The sequence below is a fragment of the Bradyrhizobium sp. CCBAU 051011 genome (assembly GCF_009930815.1).
GTDB lineage: Bacteria > Pseudomonadota > Alphaproteobacteria > Rhizobiales > Xanthobacteraceae > Bradyrhizobium.
In genome coordinates, this window is sequence record NZ_CP022222.1 from 5,031,380 (window position 1) to 5,051,444 (window position 20,065).

Here is a 20,065-nt window from a genome sequence, read left to right on the forward strand (position 1 = left end):
CACTCCTCGAAAACAAATCCTTCGCCCGAACCGCTGCCCGCTTCTCACCCAGGCGACAAGAAGTGCTGCCGTCTCCTCACGACGGTCGTTCCGCCCGTCCACGCCATCTAGCTCTAACTCCTGACCCTATGAGGCTTTGACAACAGAGTATCCCTTGCAAGGGTCGCGAGAAAATTCGGCCCAACAAACAACTACAAAGGGAGGACGCAGATGATTTTCCATGAACGATATGTCGTCGGCTGTGCCGCGCTGGCGGCGGCTGCCCTGGTCGCGGCCTCGCCAACGCGCGCTCAAGTGCCGACGCAGCCGCAAGAGGCGGCCCTGAATGCCGAGGCGGCCCAGAACGACTGGCCGACCTATCACGGCACCTACAAGTCCTACCATTACAGCGGCCTCGACCAGATCAATACCGGCAACGTCAAGAATCTCGAAGTCGCCTGGATGCATTTTCCCGAGCGCGCCACCCGCGGCATTCAGTCAACGCCGCTGGCCCTTGACGGCGTGCTGTACTATTCGGGCTCCTACAGCCGAGTCTACGCGCTGGACGGCGCGACGGGCAAGACAATCTGGGCCTATGCGCCGGAACTCGACGAGGACCTGGTCTCCAAGCAGACGCACTCGCCATACAACCGCGGCATCGCCATCGGACACGGCAATCTCTACGTCGGCACGGTCGATGGGCGGCTGATCGCGCTCGATCTGAAGACCGGCAAGCCGGTGTGGGATACGAAGCTGCTGGATTCCAAGAAGATGACCGTCGGCTTCACCGGCGCGCCGCTGGTGGTCAAGGACAAGGTGATCATCGGCGCCCAGGGCGGCGAATGGCCCCATCGCGGACCGATCTTCGGCGTCGAAGGCAAGACCGGAGCGAAGAAATGGGAGTTCTTCACGGTCGCCGGTACCGAGGAGGCCATGAAGACCTGGGGTGGTGACTCCTGGCGGACCGGCGGCGGCGGCGGCTGGATGCCCGGAACCTATGACCCGGAAACCAATTCGGTGTGGTGGGGCACCGCCAACCCGGCACCGCTCTATGACTGGGCGGGCGCGGACTGGAAGAAGAGCGGACCGCGGCCGGGAGAGAATCTCTATACGACGTCGGTCATCGCGCTCGATCCCGATACTGGCAAGCTCAAATTCTACCACCAGGAGCTGCCGCACGATGCCTGGGACTTCGACTCTTCCGTCGGCGAGTTCGTCATGATCGACCGGGGCGGCAAGAAGCTCGTCGTGCACGCCAACAAGGGCGGACACATCTTCGTCTATGATCGTTCCAACGCCAAGATCGAGAACGTCTGGCAGCTGGTAAAGAACATCAACTTCGTCAAGAGCATCGATCCGAAGACCGGCGAACTGATCGGTCGCCGCGACCTCGCGGAAGGCAAGGCGGACCCGCCATTGTGCCCGGCAGTCATGGGCGGCATCAGCTGGAACTCTGGCGCCTACAGCCCGAAGAACGGGCTCTTCTACCGGATCGGGCAGGAGTGGTGCATGGAGATAACCGTCGAGAAGACTACGCCGATCCTGGAGCCGATGGCCCAGCTCCACATCGGCGCCACGTTCAAGCCTGTGGCGCCTCCGGACGGGCCAGCCCGTGGTCATCTTAGCGCCCGCGACCCGGTCACCGGCGAAAAGAAGTGGGAGATCAACTACAAGTACCCGCCGCTCGCCAGCGTTCTCGCCACTGCGGGCAATCTGGTATTCGTGCCCGACGCCGAAGGCATCGTGCACGCCTACAATGCGGACACCGGCGAAGAGCTCTGGTCGCGCAACAACGGCATCGGGCATAATGCCGGTATCATCAGCTACATGGCCGGTGGCAAGCAGTACATCGCCGTACCGGCGGGCTGGGGAACCCTGGTAAGCGACGAATTTGTCGCGCTCTTTGGCGAGCCGTTCAAGAGCATGACGAAGAATACCGGTGCCCTGATTGTCTTCGCGCTCAGACAGTGACGATGGCGTGGGCGGCAGGGATCCATCTTCCTTGCCGCCCTTGCGGTCAATTCGTTGCCGCCCTTGCGGTCAATTCGTTGCCGCTCTTGCGGTCAATTCGTTGCCGCTCTTGCGGTCAATTCGTTGCCGCTCTTGCGGTCAATTCGTTGCCGCTCTTGCGGTCAATACGGATACTGGAATGCGAATACCGTTCGTAATTGTTGCTTCCCTGGCCATCGTCTGGCCATGGCTGCCGACCGCCTCGTTTGCCCAACAGTCCATCCCAGCGGGCGCTGCAAATCCGCTGCCGCAAGCCGAAGCCTCGCCGGACGACATCGAAGGCGGGAAAATGTTCGCAACCACCTGCGGCTTTTGTCACGTGGATGGCGGCCGCCATGCTGGCAAAGGTCCGAAGCTGTCGAAGTCCGAGCGTAGCGACGAGTACATCATCGAGCGTATCAAGAAGGGTAAGGCGGGCGCCATGCCCGCGTATGGCGGGGTGTTCAGTGACGGCCAGATCATCGCCATCCTGGCCTACATTCGAGGCCTCGATGACTAGGGCGTTTTCCGCAGCCTGGAAACCGCGATGTCGTCTCATCAGATACGCGGCAAGCCTCTCACTGCTGGTGCTCTGCAACGCTTCGGCGGATGCCCGCTCGCTGGAAGCCGTCATCGAGCGCGGCGCGTTGACGCTCTGCGCCAGCCCCAACGCGCTGCCATTTGCGAGCAAGACCGGACCGGTCCCCGGATTTCAGATCGAGCTCGGCGAGAAAATTGCCGAGCAGCTCGGTGTCAAGCTGACGCGGGAGTGGGTGGTCAGCGCGATCCAGTATCGCCGTGCCGACTGCGACCTCGTGCTCGACGTCATCGCCCGCAAGGATACACCGCCCGCCGGCGGTGTGCAGGTATCGCGCCCCTATCATCGCAGCGGCGTCGTGCTCGCGGTGCGGGGGGATTCGCCGGCGTCGTCGCTGGCAAGTCTCGGTTCCGATCAGCGGGTCGGGGTGCCGGTCGGCTCGCTGGTCTCCATGACGCTCGCCAAGGGCGGCGCCGCCACGTCTCCGTTCGGATACGAGGACGATATTGTCGCAGCGTTGGCCAATCGCGAGATCGAGGCGGCTGCCGTCACACCGATGACGGTCGGTTGGTTCAACCTGCAGCATGCCGACAAGCCGTTGCGCCTGATCCCGGCGTTCGACAACGATCAGGATTTGAACTGGAATATTGCCGCCGGGCTGCTTCGCCCCGACGACAAGCTGCGAGCGCGTGTCGACGCGGCAATCGAGGCCCTGCTGGCTGATGGCACCATCGCGCGGATCTATGCGCGCTACGGCGTCGAGCTGCGACCTCCGCAGTAGGGCGCGATATCGCCGCGCCGGCTAATCCGCCCCACGATCTGAATATCAGGGTTGAGCAACGGCCGCTCGTCCCTGCATAATCTCCCACTCAGCCGGAGGAAACACCAATGCAAACGCGGGTCTTTGGGCGGACGGGACTGCAGCTCTCGGTGCTGGGTTTTGGCTGCGGCGCGGTGGGCGGATTGATGGTGCGCGGCGATGCGGCCGACCAGGAGCGGACGGTTGCGCGGGCGATCGCCGCCGGCGTCAATTACTTCGACACTGCGGTGCAGTATGGCGATGGCGAATCCGAAAAGAACCTTGGCCGCATTTTGCAGAAGCTGAAACCGGCTGATGTGGTCGTCGGCACCAAGGTGCGGCTGCCGCCCAGCGATCGTGGCCGCATCGATGAGGCAGTGAGGATATCGCTCGAAGGCAGTCTGGCGCGGTTGCGGCTCGAGCGGGTCGATATCCTTCATCTGCACAATCCCGTAACCGAACAGGGCGGCGGACCGGCGCTGAGCGTGCGGCAGGTGCTCGACGACGTCGTGCCGGCGTTCGAGCGGCTGCGGCAGCAGGGCAAGATCCGGTTTCTCGGCATGACGGCGCTCGGCGATACCGCGGCGCTGCATCAGGTGATGGATGCCCGCGTGTTCGACAGCGCGCAGGTCGTCTACAACATGCTCAATCCATCGGCCGCGGAGGAATTACCGCAAAGCTATCCGGCGCAGGACTATGTACGGTTGTTCGACCACACAAAGGCTGCCGGCGTCGGCGTCGTGGGCATCCGCGTGCTGGCCGGCGGCGCGCTGTCGGGTTCGGCCGAGCGCCACCCAATTGCGGGCGCCGCGCCGGAGCCGATCGGTTCGGCATTCAGTTACGATGCCGACATCGATCGCGCACGCCGCCTGATGCCGCTGATCGAGGAGGGGTTTGCGGCCAGCCTGACGGAAGCCGCGACGCGGTTTGCACTGTCGCACCCGGCGATGGGCACGATCCTTGTCGGCATGGCGACGCCGCAACAGTTCGAGGACGCGCTCGCCGCGACCGAAAAAGGCCCATTGCCGCAGGCGGCGCTCGATCGGCTGTCGGAGTTGAGGCAGGCGTTTGCGGGCGAGTCGCGTTGATCGAGCCGATTGAGAATTGATGGGTATCGTTTCGCCCCACCCATCCTACGCCCAACGATGGCAAGCGTCAGGGATAACCGGCGCCGCCAATTTCGACATCGACCACGTCGATCCGCGCGGATGATTTGCGTTGCCGTAGTTCTTCGTACGATGTCGCGGCGCTCAGGCAGAAGAGCGTTTTTCGCTCAGCGCCGCCAAGGACGCAGGCAAGCGCCCGGCGGCCGGGGACTTCTATTCGCTGCAATTCGTGCCCCTCGGCGTCGAGGCGAATGAAGGCGTCTTCCTCGAAGGCTGCGACCCACACGGCGCCTTCCTGATCAAGGCAGATGCCATCGGGAGATTTCATGCTGCCGAAGCGCCCACGCAGCTTCAGGCTGCCGTCGGCAGCAATGTCGTAATCGTTGAGACATCCGCCATCCATCTCGGCCACGACGAGCCGGCTGTGATCGGCCGAGACGGCGATGCCGTTGGGAAACCGCAAGCCTTCGGCCACGACGCGGACCGCGCCGTCGGGCGTCACCAGAAGGATGCGGCCGGGAGCGCCGCGATCGGGCGGTGGCGGCAGATCGAAGCCGAGATCGCCGACATAGGCACGCCCCAGCCCATCGACGATCATGTCGTCGATGGTGCCGGTCGCGATTCCCGAGAGATCGGCGTAAAGCGACAGCGCGCCGTCGCGGTGGGCCAAGAGGCGCTTGCGGAACATCGTCAGCACGAGCACCGTGCCGTCCGGCAGCACGCCGAGGCCGCACGGCGTGTCGTCGTCGAGTTTCGCATGCTGCTCGCATTCGCCTGACGGGGAGAGGCTGAGCAGCGTGCGCTCCATGCAGTCGACGAACCAGAGCCGGCCCGCATGCCAGCGCGGCCCTTCATAGTAGCGTCCGCCGTCGAGCACGCAGCGCAGGTTCATCGGCTACAATGTCACCACGATCTTGCCGAGGTGCTTGTTGGCTTCCATGTGTTCGAACGCTTTTCCGATCTCGGCGAACGGATAGACCTTGTCGATCGGCAGCTGCAGCTTTCGCGATTCCACCGCGCCCCAGATGTCTTTCCGGACCTCGTCAAAAATCTCGCGGATCTCCTCGATGGTGCGGGTGCGGAAGGTGACGCCGATATAGTTGATGCGGCGGGCGGCGTGGAGGTCGAAATTGAAATCGGCATGGGTGCCGCCGAGCCGGCCGACATTAACGATGCGGCCCTTGACCTTGGTGGCTTTCAGATTCTGGTTCGCGACCGGACCTGAGACCTGATCGACGATCAGATCGACGCCTTCGCCGCCGGTAGCTTGCAACACCTGATCGACCCAGCCGGGATCCTTGGAATCCACCGCGAGGTCGGCGCCGAATTCCTTCAGGCGGCCGCGGCGCATCGCATCCGTCGAGGAGCCGATCACGAGTTTTGCACCTTTGAACTTCGCGATCTGCATCGCCATCAGCCCGACGCCGGAACTGGCGCCCTGGATCAGCACGCTCTGGCCCGGCTGCAGCGCGCCGTTGGTGACAACTGCATTGTGCATGGTGGCGAGCGCGACGGGGAGGGTGGCGGCCTCCTCGAAATTCATGTTCGAGGGCGCGCGGAACAGCCGGCCGTGGTCCGCTAGCGTGTACTCGGCAAACGCAGCGCCCCCGGAGCCCATGATCTTGTCGCCGACCTTAACACCTTTTGCGTCGGGGCCGAGCTCGGCGACTTCGCCCGCCCATTCCATGCCGAGCACGGTGCCGACGCCGCCGGCCGCGCCATGCACATGACCCTTGGTCATGCCGAGATCGGCGCGGTTGAGGCCGCAGGCATGGACCTTGACCAGGACCTGCGTGCCCTTCGGTGTGGGCTTTGCAACCTCGGTGATTTCGGCGCCGTTGGCGCCATAGACATAGGCTTTCATGGGCTCTTCTCTGTTATTGAGCGAACAGACCGTCTATTCGGCGGCCTGCCGCTGCGCCCCCGACAACATGCCTTCGAACCGGCTGCGGATGATCGCTTCCGCATCGCGCATGATGCGCGACACCAGTTCGGCGCAGGTCGGGATGTCGTGGATCAGGCCCTGGACCTGGCCGGCCGACCAGATGCCTTCATCCGCATCGCCGGTCGCGTAGACCATCTTGCCGCGGGCGCCGGCGACGAGCTCGCGGACGTCCTCGAATTTGGCGCCTTCCTTCTCCATCGCGACCACCTTGGTCGAGATCGCATTCTTGGCGACGCGCGAGGTGTTGCGCATGGTGCGGAAGATCAGCTCGGTCTCGCGCTCGTCATTGGCGACGATACGCTCCTTCACGACCTGGTGGATCGGGCTTTCCTTGGTGCACATGAAGCGCGTGCCCATGTTGATGCCCTCGGCGCCGAGCGCCAGCGCGGCGACCAGGCCGCGGCCGTCGCCGAAGCCGCCGGAGGCGATCATCGGAATCTTGACCTTGTCGGCGGCGGCCGGGATCAGGATCAGGCCGGGGGTGTCGTCCTCGCCGGGATGGCCGGCGCATTCAAAGCCGTCGATCGAGATCGCATCGACGCCCATCCGCTCCGCCGACAGCGCGTGGCGGACGCTGGTGCATTTGTGGATGACCTTGATGCGGTGCTTCTTGAATTCGGTGACGTGATCCTGCGGCTTATTGCCGGCGGTTTCCACGATCTTGATGCCGGCCTCGATGATGGCCTGGCGATACTCGGCATAAGGCGGTGGCTTGATCGCGGGCAGGATGGTGAGGTTGACGCCGAACGGCTTGTCGGTCAGGTCGCGGCAGCGCGCGATTTCCTTGGTGAGATCTTCCGGCGTCGGCTGCGTCAGCGCGGTGATCAGCCCGAGCGCGCCGGCATTGGCGACGGCCGCCACCAGCTCGGCGCGGCCGACCCATTGCATGCCGCCCTGGACGATCGGGTGTTCGACGCCGACGAGCTCGGTGAATCGCGTCTTGATCATGTCTGCCCTCTGTTTCCTCGCCGCGGGAGGCCGCGCGTCATTTGTGAGATTTCGATGGGCAGGATGCCGCTACCCTCCGCAAAAGTCTACGGGGGCGGGCGATGGCCAGGGCAACGCCAGCATGCAAAAGCGGAGACTTGTTTCCGCAGGGCGAAACATTCCGGATGGAGAACGGTATTTCCGCGGAAATGTCAGTATTCACGCAAGGTACACCCACCCGAACGGGTGTAACCGATATCGTGGCTATCGCCCGAACGTTTGCAGTCCGAATTGACGACTCGGCTTTTAGCCTGCCGAAGTGACATTCTCTCTTGAGTGCGGGAGGCGTCCGTCCGGTCGGCGCGAAGCAATTTCGGTAGGGCAACAGTCATGGATCATCGGAGCGTACCGGACCCTGTTTACAGCGTTCCCCTCGACCGCAAGGCTCTGCTCGGGCACGATCTGCCAAGCGCATGGTGGCTCTCCGCGGATTCATTGCCACGCTTCCCGATCCACACGGGAGATAACAGCGCGGGCAATGGCGGCAAAGGTTATTTTGCCGGGAGCCTGATCAATAGCAGCTACGCCGGTTTCGAACCGCTCAACGTGGCGTGGGCGGGCGGCCATGCGACAGCCCTCGCGCATCAGACGAATATCGCGTATTTCGATCAGTCCGCCACCCAGATCGCGGGAGTTGGCGGTGATGGCGGCAATTGGAATGCCGCCCTGGGCGGAAGCGTCGGCACATTCGGGTCCGTCGGTACTGGCGCCATCGCCACCGGTCACAACAGCGCGGGCAATGGTGGCGATGGCTACTTCTTCGGAGCAATGGTGCATGCTCCTGTCGCGGTCTATGCCCCGATCAACATTGCTGTGGCGGGATATAATTCCAGTGCCCACGCCGATCAGGCAAACAATGTGGTGCTCGATCAATCCGCGTTTCAGATGGCCGGCGTTGGGGGTGATGGCGGGAACGGCAATGCCGCGATCGGTGGAGGTTTGTCTGTCTCCGGTCACGGCGGGATGGCCTCCAATGTGATCGCGAGCGGGGATAACCAGGCCGGCAACGGCGGAGACGGATACGCTTACGGGGGCTTCGTTCACGCGTCCTTTGCGTTGTACTATCCGATCAACATCGCGGTGGCGGGATACAATTCCACGGCCAACGCCGAACAGACAAACAATGTGGTGTTCGATCAATCCGCTTTTCAGATGGCCGGCGTCGGGGGTGATGGCGGGAACGGCAATCATGCGAGCGGCGGAACGGCGGACATATTCTCTTCCATCTTCGACCTGATCGGCTCTGACGTCATCGCGACCGGCAACAACGGCGCTGGCAACGGCGGCAACGGCCATTTCTCCGGAAGCCTCGTCGACATCGATGTGGCGATCTACGCCCCGATCAACATTGCGATCGCCGGCTACAATTCAACAGCAGAGGCTTATCAGAGCAATAATGTCCAGTTCGATCAGAGCACGATCCAGATCGCTGGAATCGGTGGCGACGGCGGCCACGGCAACACCGCGTTTGGCGGCGATTTCGCCATGCACCTGTTGTCGGACCTTCACTTGCTGGATCATGCCTAGCGCCTTCTCCGTTTCGATAGAAGCGAAGCGGCGATCCGGATTTTGATCTGCCACGTTTTCCTGACGCGAACGGTCTCCACCCCCGGATCAGGTCCGGGGCATGCTTCGCTTGAAAAACACTTCTGGCGGCATTGGAATTCACCGTGGCTCGGCGGCGATTAGGATAGCACTTCGGGCGTACACGGTTCGCAAAAGGATGGCATCAGCTTTGGTGGCTAGACCAATCCCGAATCGAAATCCAAAACTCGTGCCGTCCACATTGGGACGTACAGTGTGCAAACCAGCTCAGGGAGACTGACATGGCAAAGGCAAAGGCATCGTTTCCTTCCGACACGATCGCGTTCAAGATTTCGACCGGCGGCAACAGCGCAGGCAACGGTGGAGACGGCGTCAACAAGGGCGACATCACCAGCAAGCCCAGTATCGAGTTCAACCCGTACAACAAGGCTGATGGCGCCGACGTCGACGTCAAGACCGGCGACCACGTTTATCAGAAGGCCTATTGGGACGCCGGGGGCGCGAATGCGAAGGCGGAGAAGGATTCGAAAGCGGAGGGTGGAAAAGCCGTATCGAATGGCGATCAGGAATCGGACAGCGGCCACAACAAATCCGACGTGGATGCCAACACGAAGGCCTATCAGGAAAACTACCTCAAGGTGGACATGAGTCAGAACGTGTGGGCCGGCATCGGCGGCGAAGGCGGAGACGAAAACTACGCGAAAGGTGGTGACGTTGACGTCAATATCCTGAACGACTCGCTCAACAGTCACGAGACCTACTATATCGACGATTCAGGCATGGGACACGGCTGATCGACGTTTCCGAGGGGCAGAGAACCCGGCAGCGGGGGCTGCCGGTTCTCACTTCGCCAGCGAAGTCGGCGGACGACGGGGCGGTAAGGATCGGGCTTTAGATTTTTGGCGGGAACGCAATGCTGACGCCACCGCTTCGCCTGCAAACGATGTCACCAGCGCGGACGCCGTTGAAAGCGGCATTGCGGGCCTGCGCAGGGTCGCTCGCGCTCGTTTTCGCGTATAGCTGCAGCTACAATCTCCTTCTTCTCGCACCTTCGATCTATCTGCTTCAGATCTATGATCGCGTCCTGGCGAGTCGCAGCGGCGCTACGCTCCTGATGCTGACGCTGATCGTTGCGTTTGCCGTCGTGGTTGGCGGCGTGCTCGATGCACTGCGCCGCGCTGCATTGGGCCGGATGGGCGAGTGGCTTGAAGAAGAGCTCCATCCGGCGGCGCTCTCCGCGTGCTTCACATACGCCCATGACGCCGATCGGGCGCGGGCAACCGAAGCCTATCGCGATCTTGCGACCCTGCGTCAGTTCGCTCAGTCCGGAGCCTGCTCGACGCTGTTTGACGCGCTCTGGACGCCGCTCTTCCTCGGCGTTCTCTTCCTCGTGCATCCCTTGCTGGGCGTAATCGGCACACTCAGCGCGTTGTCCCTGCTTGGTCTAGGGCTTGCCGGAGACCGGCTCACACAAGGCCCGCTGGCTCGATCGGCTGCTGCGCTGACGAGGAGCCAGGGATGGTTCGGCGCGGCCGTCGGAAACCTCCACGTGATCCGGGCCATGGGAATGCTCGACGGCGCTGCGCGCCTGATCCGCCAGGCTGCGCAGGATGCGCGGAGCGAGCAAGAGGTGGCTCAGCGCCGCAACGAAACCATCATGCTGATCTCCAAACCGGTGCGGGCGCTAACGCAGGTAGTGATCATGGGCACTGCCGCATGGCTCGTTCTCGATCAGGGCAGAAGTCCCGCCATCATTTTTGCCGCGAGCATGCTGTTCGGACGCGCGCTCCCGCCCATTGAAGGGGCGATCATGGGATGGAAGGCATTCGCGATGGCTCTTTCCGCTTATCGCCGGCTCAACGACGTCATGTCCGCGGTCACTCCGGCTGCGAGCGCCAGGGCTCTCCCGGACAGACCGAAGGGCGATCTCATCGTCAACAATATCGGCGCCGCCCTGCCTGGATCGCACCACCTGTTCGTGAAGGGTGTGTCGTTTCGTCTCGCGCCAGGTGAATGCCTTGGGATCATCGGTCCATCGGGTTCTGGCAAATCGACGCTCGGCAAGATCATCGCCGGAATCTCCACTCCAACGGCAGGCTCGGTGCTGCTCGATGGCATCGACATTTCATCCGTGCGCCATTTGGGCGGCGGCCGGCGGCTTGGATATCTGCCGCAGGATATCGATCTCTTCGGAGAAACCGTAAAGGACATCATTGCACGGCTGGACGACGCCGATTTGCAGAAGGTCATTGAAGCAGCAAAGCTGGCCGGCATTCACGAGACGATCATCCGGCTGCCGCAGGCATACGATACGGTCGTTGTTGGCGGAGGCGCCAATCTGCCGCGCGGGTTTCGGCTGCGCCTCGGTCTTGCACGCGCGTTTTTCGGCGACCCGCACCTCGTAGTTCTCGACGAGCCTAACTCCAGCCTCGACGCGCTCGGCGAGCGCATGCTTTTCGACGCTATTGAATGGATGAAGGCGGCCAATACGACTGTCATCATCATCACCCACCGGATCGGGATCCTCGGCGCAACGGACAAGATTGCCATCATGCAGGATGGTGCTGTCAGCGCATTCGGCGACAGCAGGGAGATTTTTGAGAGGTGCCTGGCCCGGCCCCAGGTCGCTTCGCGCGATCCGGTACCGGGTCGCTCCGACCAGACATACGAAGGCGGCGTCGGCGCCTGGCCGCAGCCGAGCTTGCCGTGATCCGCGGCAAACATCCTCATGATCGCTTTGCCCGAGGGGAATGGGATCTCATGAGAATTTCATTTGCTCACCTCGACATTCGGAAGGTTCAACGGTGGTTGAGATCGGCTCTGGCGCCCTGCGACCGGCTTCGCGGTGTCATCCGGATCCGCATCGAACGTTTCCACTTTGCCCGAATGGGACGGGATTGTCTGAAGACAGCATTCGCTCACGCCGAGATTTGGAAGGTCCCACGGTGGCTGAGATCGGCGCCGCCGGCGCTCCGCGACAGGCTTCGCGGTATCACGTGGACAGGAAACGTGCTGGCTTTCGGCTTTGTCGTTGGCCTCGGTATCTGGTCAACCTATGCGCCTCTCGAGAGCGCTGCGATCGCCGTCGGCACCGTCGAATCCGAGTCGAACCGCAAGACGATTCAACATCTCGAGGGCGGCATCGTCAGGGAAATTCTGGTCGCGGATGGCGACGTGGTCCGCGCCGGACAAACGCTGATCTCGCTGGAAGATACCAAGGCCCGCGCCGAAGCCCAGAGCCTGCAAGGCCAGTTGTGGGAGGCGATGGCACGAGAGGCACGGCTGCAGGCGGAACAGCACGGCGACTGGCGGGTGTCGTTCCCGGCCAGGCTGGAGACGGCGCAGAATGCCAGTCAGTCGGTCGCGGATGTCCTTGCTGGTCAGCAAGCCATCTTCGAGACGCGCCGGCAGGTCTTTCAGTCGCAAGTGGCTGTGAACCGGGAGAAAAGGTTGCAGGTCGAAAAGGAGATCGAGGGCCTCAGGGCGCAGGAAAGCGCGGCGTCGAGGCGCATCGAAATCGTCCGCGAAGAAGCGGCAACCGTCGCCATGCTCGTCAACAAGGGACTTGAGCGGCGCCCGAGGCTTCTGAACCTTGAGCGGGAAGTCGCCGACATCGAGGGACGACGGGGTGAAATTGTCGCGCAGATATCACGCGCCGAGCAGGTCATCAACGAATCGCATGCAGTTCTGCTCAAGATGGAGAACGACCGCCATAACGAGATCGCGCAGTCTCTGCGTGAGGTGCAAAATCAGATTTTTCAGCTACGCGAGCGACTGCAGGCGGCCAACGATCAGCTGTCACGAACGGCGGTCAAGGCGCCCGAGGATGGCGTTGTAACCGACCTGAAGATCCATACGCCAGGCGGCGTGATCGGCTCCGGGGCAGCTCTCATGGATCTCGTTCCCCGGCAGGATCGGCTCATCGTGATCGCGCGCGTCAGGCCCGAGGACATCGATGTGGTCCGTCCCGGACTGAGTGCCGATGTAAATCTTCTGCCCTATAATCAACGCCGCGTACCACGGCTCAATGGCACTGTGACGCACGTTTCTGCCGACCGTCTGGTCGACAAGCGCACCGATCAGCCCTACTACGCAACGAAGATCCGGGTGCAGTATCCCGCAAGCACCGGGACCGATGGTGTCCAGATTGTTCCGGGAATGCCGGCCCAGGTATTCATCAAGACAGGCCACGGTACCGTGGCGCTTTATGCTCTCAGGCCGCTGCTCGACAGCTTCCACGGCGCGTTCCGCGAGGACTAGGCTGCGACCCGAACTGCGAGCTCATGCAGCTCTCAAGATGACCGCACGCGTGAGGGCTGCGCGTGACCGTTGGCTCGGCTCCAGCGAACGACCGCCTCGGTACGATTGTGCGCAGAGCATTTTCGCATGATGCGTTGAATATGCATCTTTACGGTGTTTTCCGAAAGGTTGAGCCTGACGGCAATCAACTTGTTGGGAAGGCCGAGTTGCAGCGCCTCGAGCACATGTTGCTCGCGTGGCGTCAGGTCACCCATCGCCTGCTCCGGCACAATCCTGGTGGCGCCGTTACTCCCGTAAGCTCCGAGTGGCCCGGGCGCTTCGGGGCATTCCGATATCGCCTTGGGGCTCGACGACCCATCCTGCGCGACGATTGGTAGCGGTCGGTAGACGCCACCGGCAAGAACAAGGCGGAGTCCGGCGATAGCGACTTCGATCGGGATCGATCTCGGAAAGAAGCCACGCACTCCCCGTTGCATCGCGGCTGAAGCGGTCGCTTCGTCGTCGCGATTTGACAACACGGCAAGGGACGCTTTTGGATAGGATTCTGCGAGGCGGGCGAGGCTATCCTCGATCGAAGGATCAGTGATCTGCTTGTCCCCGATATTCAGTGCAATCAAGCGGATATCTCGGCCTGATAGCCAGTTCAGGCCACTCGTCGTTGCCATCTCGACGATCTCGAATCCGGCGAGCTCTCTCTTGAGGATGTTGAGGATGCACGTACGCGCCAGCACATGCTGCTCGATGATCACGATCACCGGCGAGGTTTGCGATCCCTGGGCCAGTTCCGCGAGATTAGTAAAATCGTCCATGATATCCCCGAGTTCAGAGAAACGCCGATCACTCCAGTTTTGATTTCCATTTTCCATGGAGCAAGTCTGCCCCACACACTCTGCAGCTAGTTGCTGCTTATCACGACGTTGCTACCGAACTTCGAGTTCGTTCGCAGGAACGTCGTCAGGGACCTTCTGGTCCGTTGCAATAGATCTTGGCAGCGGTTCTGTTGTTCCAAGTTAGCTGCAAATATTGCGATACGCGCTCGCCACCGCCGACTTCGCGGGGCCATCGACGACGTATGCTTCATCTTCTGTCACGAGATATAGAAACGGCCTATCTCCAGTATCTTCGCCCGCCACGTTTTTTCCTTTGACACGGCCGCAAATGGTGTCGACGGACTGCCCGAGTGTATTTTTGCGGATGGCCCGTTTCATCTCACCGAACTCGGCAGATGTCGGGTCCTCCAACTTCGCAGCAATCGTGGTCTTCGCCTTGATAATGACCGGATCGGACGTCTCAGCGGGCCGACCAGATGCCGGAGCCTCGACTTTCGCTTCGATCATGGTGGACTTCGCCTTTTTCTCGGCGAGTGGGGGCCTGTCGCGGACGTGGGCAATCGACGGCTTTTCCGTCTTCGCCGCGATCGTGGACTTCGCTGCTTTCACGGAGTTGGTCCTGGACGATGCCGGCTTCGGTTCACTCGGCTCGCTAGCCGCAATTCCGTTGAAACAGCCGAACCCGTTTGGGTCCGTGCATGCGTCCATGCTCACTTGCGGCGGCAAAATACAGCTACAACCAACCAGGGTCGCAGCCAGAAAACCCACGAAAAGCGTTCTCATGCAAATCCCTCATCAAAAAGGGGCCTGAGGTCCGCTCGCAGTTCTTGCGGCGATCTGAAATGTTGCGCTGGTTGTCTATCATTTGCGCAAAAGTCTTAACTGGTTGTTAAACGCCCATTCTTCGCCGCGGCGAGATCGAGCATCGTTAATTCCGACACAACGCAGTTTCGCGGTGGATGGGCGTTGCGACGGTGGAGGGCGCTCCTGGTTCCTTCGATTCAATCAGAACCGAGAGGCTCTACGTCACGGCGACTGGAGCGCCCCGCGGCGCGCTCTCCGCCTCGATGCTCTCATTCAGTTTCTGATTGACGATCTGGACCGTACGGTCGATTTCGGCATTGGGTACGCCAAGCTGATGCGAAATCAGCTTCACCAAGAGGTCGACGCGCTCGATGCAAGGCGCGCCACCAGCGACCGCCCGGGCCGCCGACGAGGGCTTGAGAAGGCTTTCCGCCGCCTTGGCGTATTTCGCAAAGGGTACCTGATCCGTGGGATCGGCGCCCAGACGCTGGGCGATGGCATCGACATGGTCGTAGATCGACTGCGAGAGATTGATATCGCCGTGCACCGCGTCGCGGATCGATTGCGGCTCATGCTGTGTGATGCAGCGGTAGTTGCCCGTCAACAGCATCGACCATTTGGCCAGAGGGACGAACATCGAATCGAACACCTTGAGCTTTACCGGAACGTCCTGACCGTCCAGCTTCACCGCGTCGATGTCGGCTTCCAGCTCCCGAAGCAGCAAATTGTGTTTCTCATCCGCAAATGACGCTGCCTTGAAGTTTGTCGGCAGGCCGACATGAAGAACATTCGCCGCCTCTTCCGGTGGACGGAAGGCCTGCGGATCAGGGGAGCAGAGCGACACCAGACCCGGCTCGAACCGATCCCATACCGCGGCATTGGTATAAGCCTCGTCCAGTTCCATGTTCGCCAGCGCCGGAATCCGTCTGAGATAGGGCAGGGGCGGCATGTTCATGATCGAAAGGCAAGGCAGCTTCGCCTCGGCGATTTTAATCATCAGAGCCCGGATCGCATGGTCGACGTATTGCGGTTCCTGCATCGCAAGACCAACCAGATCATAGCGGGAGAGATCGACGCCGGCAGGTTCGGCCGCATCCAAATTCCCAGGCAGGTCGCGCGAGAAGATCGGCCGGTGGGTCGCTTCGTCCCGCAGCTTGATGCGAACTTCGGTGCCGTCGCGATTGATGAGTTCTGCCGTCTGCTTCCGGCAAACCAGGGTCACGTTATGACCCGCCATCAAAAGCTTTGTCGCCAGCAAGGAGCCGTACGAGGCTCCAAGGATCAGAATGTTACGCGCCATGCGCCCTCCCACAGATGATTTCCGGCGCGCCACTACTCCGGCGCAGATTTTGCGAGCGCCTGCTTAGCGACAGGAGTTAAGCCGAGTTTTGCGGTGCGACACCGTCTCCCTGGAGTGCAACTCCAGGGAATGCCGGCAGAGTTCGAAGTGACCGGTCAGGCCGACGCGGCAAGATTGAAGGGGGTTGCTTCGTCGTCGAACGCGTTGAAGATATCGCGAATGCTGATGACGCCGATCAGGCTGTAATTGTCGATCACCGGCACGTGGCGGATGTGATGCTTGCTCATGAGGTGACGGACATGCTCGAGCGTATCGGTCGAGGTGCAGGAGACGAGTTGCTGCACCGAAATGAATTGCGAGACGCGCATGTTCACGCCGGCCGCGCCGTGTGCGGCGATGGCGCGAACCACGTCGCGCTCGGTGAACATGCCGACCGCCGTGTTGCCTTCGGTGCGGACGACATCCTTGACGACCAGCGCGCTGATATTGCTGGAGCGCATCAGTTGCGCGGCAATGGCGACGGTCTCGTTCATGCGAACCGTTGCGACACGGGCGGTCTTCTTGCGCAGGATATCTCCGACTAGCATGGCAACCTCCTTGGCTGAATTATTAGGCGCAATTCTGGTATACATAATGCCAATTGTCAACACGCGCGGTAGTGAAAATCCTTCGCGATAATCGCAGTAAATAGGCAGTATTACTGACGTTTGTGCAGGAGAGTGGCCGATATTCGGGGTGAGGGAAGTGGCCAGGTCCGGTTAAAAACGCCATCAGGTATACCAGGCGGCCAAAAGAAAACGCGCCCACCCCGGAGGGTGAGCGCGTCTGTTGTGATCGGTCTTGTTGGATCAGGCCGACGCTTGCGATTTGGCGATCACATTCTTGCGCCACGGCTTGAGCACCGCGATCGCCAGCAACGAGGCCAGGATGTTGGCGCCGGCAGCGACGATGAACACGGTGTCCCAGGTGCCCGAAGACTGCTGCATGTAGTTGGCCACCGGCACCAGCAATGCGGCGGTGCCTTTGGCCGTGTAGAGCAGGCCGGCATTGGTGGCCGCGAACTTCGAGCCGAAGGTGTCCGTGCAGGTCGACGGGAAGAGCGAATAGATCTCACCCCAGGCGAAGAACACGAAGCCCGACAGCAGCACGAACCACACCGGATCGTGGCCCAGCATATAGAGGCCCCAGATGCCGATGCCTTCCATGCCGAACGCGATGAACATGGTGTTCTCGCGGCCGATCATGTCGGAGATCCAGCCGAAGAAGGGGCGGGTGAGGCCGTTGAGCACGCGATCGATGGTGGCCGCGAACGTCACTGCCGTCATCGTCACCGCCATCAACGTCACCGGCACGCTGTCGACCTTCCAGTCCACCGCGATCGGCTTGAGGTTGGCGGTGACCATCAATCCGCCGGCGCCGACGATCACGAACATGAAATACATCAGCCAGAAGATCGGCTGACGGATCACTTCGGTCGGCTGATAGTTTCGGCGCGTCTGAATCACGTTGGTGTTCTGCACCGTCGGCACTTGTCCGGCCTTCGGCGAGAACATCAGGAAGGCGAGGATGACGATGATCAGGCCTTGGCCGAGACCGAAGTAGAGGAAGGTGGTCTGGAAGCCGGAGTCCTTGATCATCGCCTGGATCGGAGCGACCGTCAGCGCAGAGCCGGCGCCGAAGCCGGCCGCGGTGATACCGGCGGCGAGGCCGCGCTTGTCGGGAAACCATTTCAGCGCGTTGCCGACGCAGGTGCCGTAGACGCCACCGGCGCCGATGCCAGCGATGATCATGCCGAGATAGTAGCCATTGAGCGTGGTGGCGTGAGCATTGATGGCCCATCCAATGGCGCAGAGGATGCCGCCGATGAGGACGACGAGGCGCGGGCCGTATTTATCGACAAACCATCCTTCGACCGGCACCAGCCAGGTCTCGAACAGCACGAACAGCGTAAATGCCCACTGGATCGAAGCGCGATCCCATCCGAATTTTTGCTGGATGTCTGGGACGAAGAAAGTCCAACCGTACTGGTAATTGGCGATCATCACCATCGCCAAGACGCCGATGGCCAATTGCGTCCAGCGATAGGCATCGCTGACTCGAGCCGCCTCGACGGAGGCTGCTCCGTGCACTGTATCCGTCATCTTCCCTCCATAGGCTGTTCTATCAATTACCCGACAGCTCCGAGGGCGGACATTGGTATATGTTATGCCAGTAGACAAGAGAAATCTTGCCAGATTGTCGCATTTCCTGTGGCCCGTGCAACAGGCGTCATCAAAGCAGCGGTGATCAAGCCGCGCGCTAAGGGGCTGAAACAAAAAGAAATTGTTCGATGAGCTCTGGTCGCGTCGCTGCATTGCCAGAGCTTGCACGATCTTGAGCCTGATATCCCAGCGTCAAAAAAGTTGATGGCCGGGACAGTGCGCCCCGGCCATCAACATCCGTTTGAGGTGCTTTAAAGCGCCTGACTACTTGAGGCGGTCGTGCCGCGCAGGCGCGTGTAGCCCTGCTGGATCACCGACCAGAACAGCGCGATCAATCCGAGGATCATGATCGAACTGACCAGCGTGTTGGAGAAGAAGATGCCGAGCGAGCCCTGGGATCCCAGCAGTGACTGCCGGAAGGCCTCTTCCGCCTTGTCACCGAGCACGATGGCCAGCACCAGCGGTGCGAGGGGATAATTGCACTTCTTCAAGAGATAACCGATCACGCCGAACACCAGCATCAGCACCACGTCGAACGTGGAGCTGTGGACCGAGTAGGCGCCGATCGCGCACAGCACCAGGATGAGCGGCGCGATGATGCTGAAGGGGACGCGCAGGATGGCCGCGAAGACAGGCACGCAGGTCAACACGACGATCAGGCCGACGAGATTGCCGAGATACATCGAGGCGATCAGACCCCAGACGAATTCCTTCTGCTCGACAAACAGCATCGGCCCGGGCTGCAGGCCCCAGATCAGGAGGCCGCCCAGCAACACCGCAGCCGTCGGAGAACCCGGCACGCCGAGCGAAAGCATCGGCAACAGAGCCGCGGTGCCTGCAGCGTGCGCTGCGGTCTCCGGCGCGACCACGCCTTCGATTTCTCCCTTGCCGAAATTGTTGCCCTTCTTGGCCATGCGCTTTGCGATGCCGTAGCTCATGAAGGATGCGGGCGTTGCGCCGGCCGGCGTGATGCCCATCCAGCAACCGATCAGGCAGGAGCGCAGCGAGGTGATCCAGTAGGCCGGCAGCTCTTTCCAGGTCTGCAGCACCACCCGCAGATTGATCTTGGCGGTGCCGCCGCGGAAGGCGAGCCCTTCCTCCATCGTCAGCAGGATCTCGCCGATGCCGAACAGCCCGATGACGGCGATGAGGAAGTCGAAGCCGTTAAGCAGATGGGTGACGCCGAACGTCAGCCGCAACTGCCCGGTGATGGAATCGAGACCGACGGCGGCAAGCGCAAATCCGATCATCATGGCCGCAATGGTCTTGAACGGCGGCTCCTTGCTGAGCCCGACAAAGCTGCAGAACGCCAGAAAATAGACCGCGAATTTCTCGGCAGGCCCGAATTGCAGGGCAAAGCTGGCAACCAGCGGCGCGACCAGCGTGATCATGACAACGGCGAACAGGGCGCCCACGAACGATGAGGTGAAGGCCGCCGTCAGCGCTTCGCCGGCCTTGCCTTTCTGCGCCATCGGATAGCCGTCGAACGTCGTCGCGACCGACCATGGCTCACCAGGTATGTTGAACAGAATTGAGGTGATCGCGCCGCCAAACAACGCGCCCCAATAGATACATGAGAGCATGATGATGGCTGACGTCGGCGACATGCTGAAAGTCAGCGGCAACAGGATCGCCACGCCATTGGCGCCGCCCAATCCGGGAAGAACGCCGATCAGGACGCCGAGCACGATGCCGACGACCATCACCATGATATTGAAAGGCTGCAGCGCTACTGCAAAGCCGTGAAAAAGATTGACGAGTTCTTCCATCCCCGTGATCCCT

Annotated in this window: 17 protein-coding genes; 8 read left to right on the forward strand and 9 right to left on the reverse strand. The window is 61.5% G+C overall.

What is annotated here, in order from left to right; all coding sequences use genetic code 11:
• Positions 1 to 210: 210 nt before the first annotated feature.
• From ACH79_RS23415 to ACH79_RS23430, 4 genes are all read left to right on the forward strand, one after another.
• Positions 211 to 1,950, forward strand: coding sequence for a PQQ-binding-like beta-propeller repeat protein (locus ACH79_RS23415; protein ID WP_161853118.1), 1,740 nt, complete (start codon positions 211 to 213; stop codon positions 1,948 to 1,950).
• Positions 1,951 to 2,128: 178 nt separating this feature from the next.
• Positions 2,129 to 2,488 carry a cytochrome c gene (locus ACH79_RS23420; protein WP_161853119.1) on the forward strand — a complete coding sequence of 120 codons (360 nt, stop codon included), beginning with the start codon at positions 2,129 to 2,131 and terminating at the stop codon, positions 2,486 to 2,488.
• Positions 2,481 to 3,287 (forward strand): ABC transporter substrate-binding protein, encoded by an 807-nt coding sequence (locus ACH79_RS23425; protein ID WP_161853120.1) that lies wholly within the window; start codon positions 2,481 to 2,483, stop codon positions 3,285 to 3,287. The genes ACH79_RS23420 and ACH79_RS23425 overlap by 8 nt, the downstream gene beginning before the upstream one ends.
• Before the next feature lie 107 nt (positions 3,288 to 3,394).
• Complete coding sequence (locus ACH79_RS23430) at positions 3,395 to 4,393, forward strand: aldo/keto reductase (protein ID WP_161853121.1); 999 nt, start codon at positions 3,395 to 3,397, stop codon at positions 4,391 to 4,393.
• A 67-nt stretch (positions 4,394 to 4,460) separates the two neighbouring features.
• Here ACH79_RS23430 and ACH79_RS23435 read toward each other — a convergent pair whose 3' ends face one another.
• From ACH79_RS23435 to ACH79_RS23445, 3 genes are read right to left on the reverse strand one after another with little or no spacing between them, the layout of a single operon-like run.
• Positions 4,461 to 5,303 carry an SMP-30/gluconolactonase/LRE family protein gene (locus ACH79_RS23435; RefSeq protein ID WP_161853122.1) on the reverse strand — a complete coding sequence of 281 codons (843 nt, stop codon included), beginning with the start codon at positions 5,301 to 5,303 and terminating at the stop codon, positions 4,461 to 4,463.
• Positions 5,304 to 5,306: 3 nt separating this feature from the next.
• The gene (locus tag ACH79_RS23440; protein WP_161853123.1) at positions 5,307 to 6,275 is read right to left on the reverse strand and encodes a zinc-binding dehydrogenase; all 969 of its coding nucleotides are present in this window, start codon (positions 6,273 to 6,275) and stop codon (positions 5,307 to 5,309) included.
• Between the two features lie 33 nt (positions 6,276 to 6,308).
• Positions 6,309 to 7,304, reverse strand: a complete 996-nt coding sequence (locus tag ACH79_RS23445; RefSeq protein WP_161853124.1) for a nitronate monooxygenase family protein — start codon at positions 7,302 to 7,304, stop codon at positions 6,309 to 6,311.
• Between the two features lie 369 nt (positions 7,305 to 7,673).
• Here ACH79_RS23445 and ACH79_RS23450 point away from each other — a divergent pair, with 369 nt between their 5' ends.
• The 4 genes from ACH79_RS23450 to ACH79_RS23465 all read left to right on the forward strand — a co-directional run bounded on the left by ACH79_RS23450 (position 7,674) and on the right by ACH79_RS23465 (position 13,148).
• The gene (locus ACH79_RS23450) at positions 7,674 to 8,870 is read left to right on the forward strand and encodes a hypothetical protein (RefSeq protein ID WP_161853125.1); all 1,197 of its coding nucleotides are present in this window, start codon (positions 7,674 to 7,676) and stop codon (positions 8,868 to 8,870) included.
• Between the two features lie 299 nt (positions 8,871 to 9,169).
• Positions 9,170 to 9,682: a hypothetical protein gene (locus tag ACH79_RS23455; protein ID WP_161853126.1), complete on the forward strand. Its 513-nt coding sequence runs from the start codon at positions 9,170 to 9,172 to the stop codon at positions 9,680 to 9,682.
• Positions 9,683 to 9,831: 149 nt separating this feature from the next.
• Positions 9,832 to 11,598 (forward strand): type I secretion system permease/ATPase, encoded by a 1,767-nt coding sequence (locus ACH79_RS23460; RefSeq protein WP_371419468.1) that lies wholly within the window; start codon positions 9,832 to 9,834, stop codon positions 11,596 to 11,598.
• 176 nt (positions 11,599 to 11,774) lie between these two features.
• Positions 11,775 to 13,148 (forward strand): HlyD family type I secretion periplasmic adaptor subunit, encoded by a 1,374-nt coding sequence (locus ACH79_RS23465; RefSeq protein WP_161856512.1) that lies wholly within the window; start codon positions 11,775 to 11,777, stop codon positions 13,146 to 13,148.
• A gap of 32 nt (positions 13,149 to 13,180) precedes the next feature.
• Here the strand turns inward: ACH79_RS23465 and ACH79_RS23470 are convergent, their stop codons facing one another.
• The 6 genes from ACH79_RS23470 to ACH79_RS23495 all read right to left on the reverse strand — a co-directional run bounded on the left by ACH79_RS23470 (position 13,181) and on the right by ACH79_RS23495 (position 20,052).
• Positions 13,181 to 13,957: a response regulator transcription factor gene (locus tag ACH79_RS23470; protein ID WP_161853128.1), complete on the reverse strand. Its 777-nt coding sequence runs from the start codon at positions 13,955 to 13,957 to the stop codon at positions 13,181 to 13,183.
• Positions 13,958 to 14,158: 201 nt separating this feature from the next.
• Positions 14,159 to 14,587 (reverse strand): hypothetical protein, encoded by a 429-nt coding sequence (locus ACH79_RS44110; protein WP_246738081.1) that lies wholly within the window; start codon positions 14,585 to 14,587, stop codon positions 14,159 to 14,161.
• Between the two features lie 412 nt (positions 14,588 to 14,999).
• Positions 15,000 to 16,082 carry a ketopantoate reductase family protein gene (locus tag ACH79_RS23480; protein WP_161853129.1) on the reverse strand — a complete coding sequence of 361 codons (1,083 nt, stop codon included), beginning with the start codon at positions 16,080 to 16,082 and terminating at the stop codon, positions 15,000 to 15,002.
• A 155-nt stretch (positions 16,083 to 16,237) separates the two neighbouring features.
• A complete protein-coding gene (locus ACH79_RS23485) occupies positions 16,238 to 16,669 on the reverse strand; it encodes a CBS domain-containing protein (RefSeq protein ID WP_161853130.1) in 432 nt (143 codons plus the stop codon).
• 261 nt (positions 16,670 to 16,930) lie between these two features.
• The gene (gene oxlT / locus ACH79_RS23490; protein ID WP_161853131.1) at positions 16,931 to 18,223 is read right to left on the reverse strand and encodes an oxalate/formate MFS antiporter; all 1,293 of its coding nucleotides are present in this window, start codon (positions 18,221 to 18,223) and stop codon (positions 16,931 to 16,933) included.
• A 311-nt stretch (positions 18,224 to 18,534) separates the two neighbouring features.
• Complete coding sequence (locus ACH79_RS23495; protein WP_161853132.1) at positions 18,535 to 20,052, reverse strand: tripartite tricarboxylate transporter permease; 1,518 nt, start codon at positions 20,050 to 20,052, stop codon at positions 18,535 to 18,537.
• Positions 20,053 to 20,065 lie beyond the last annotated feature (13 nt).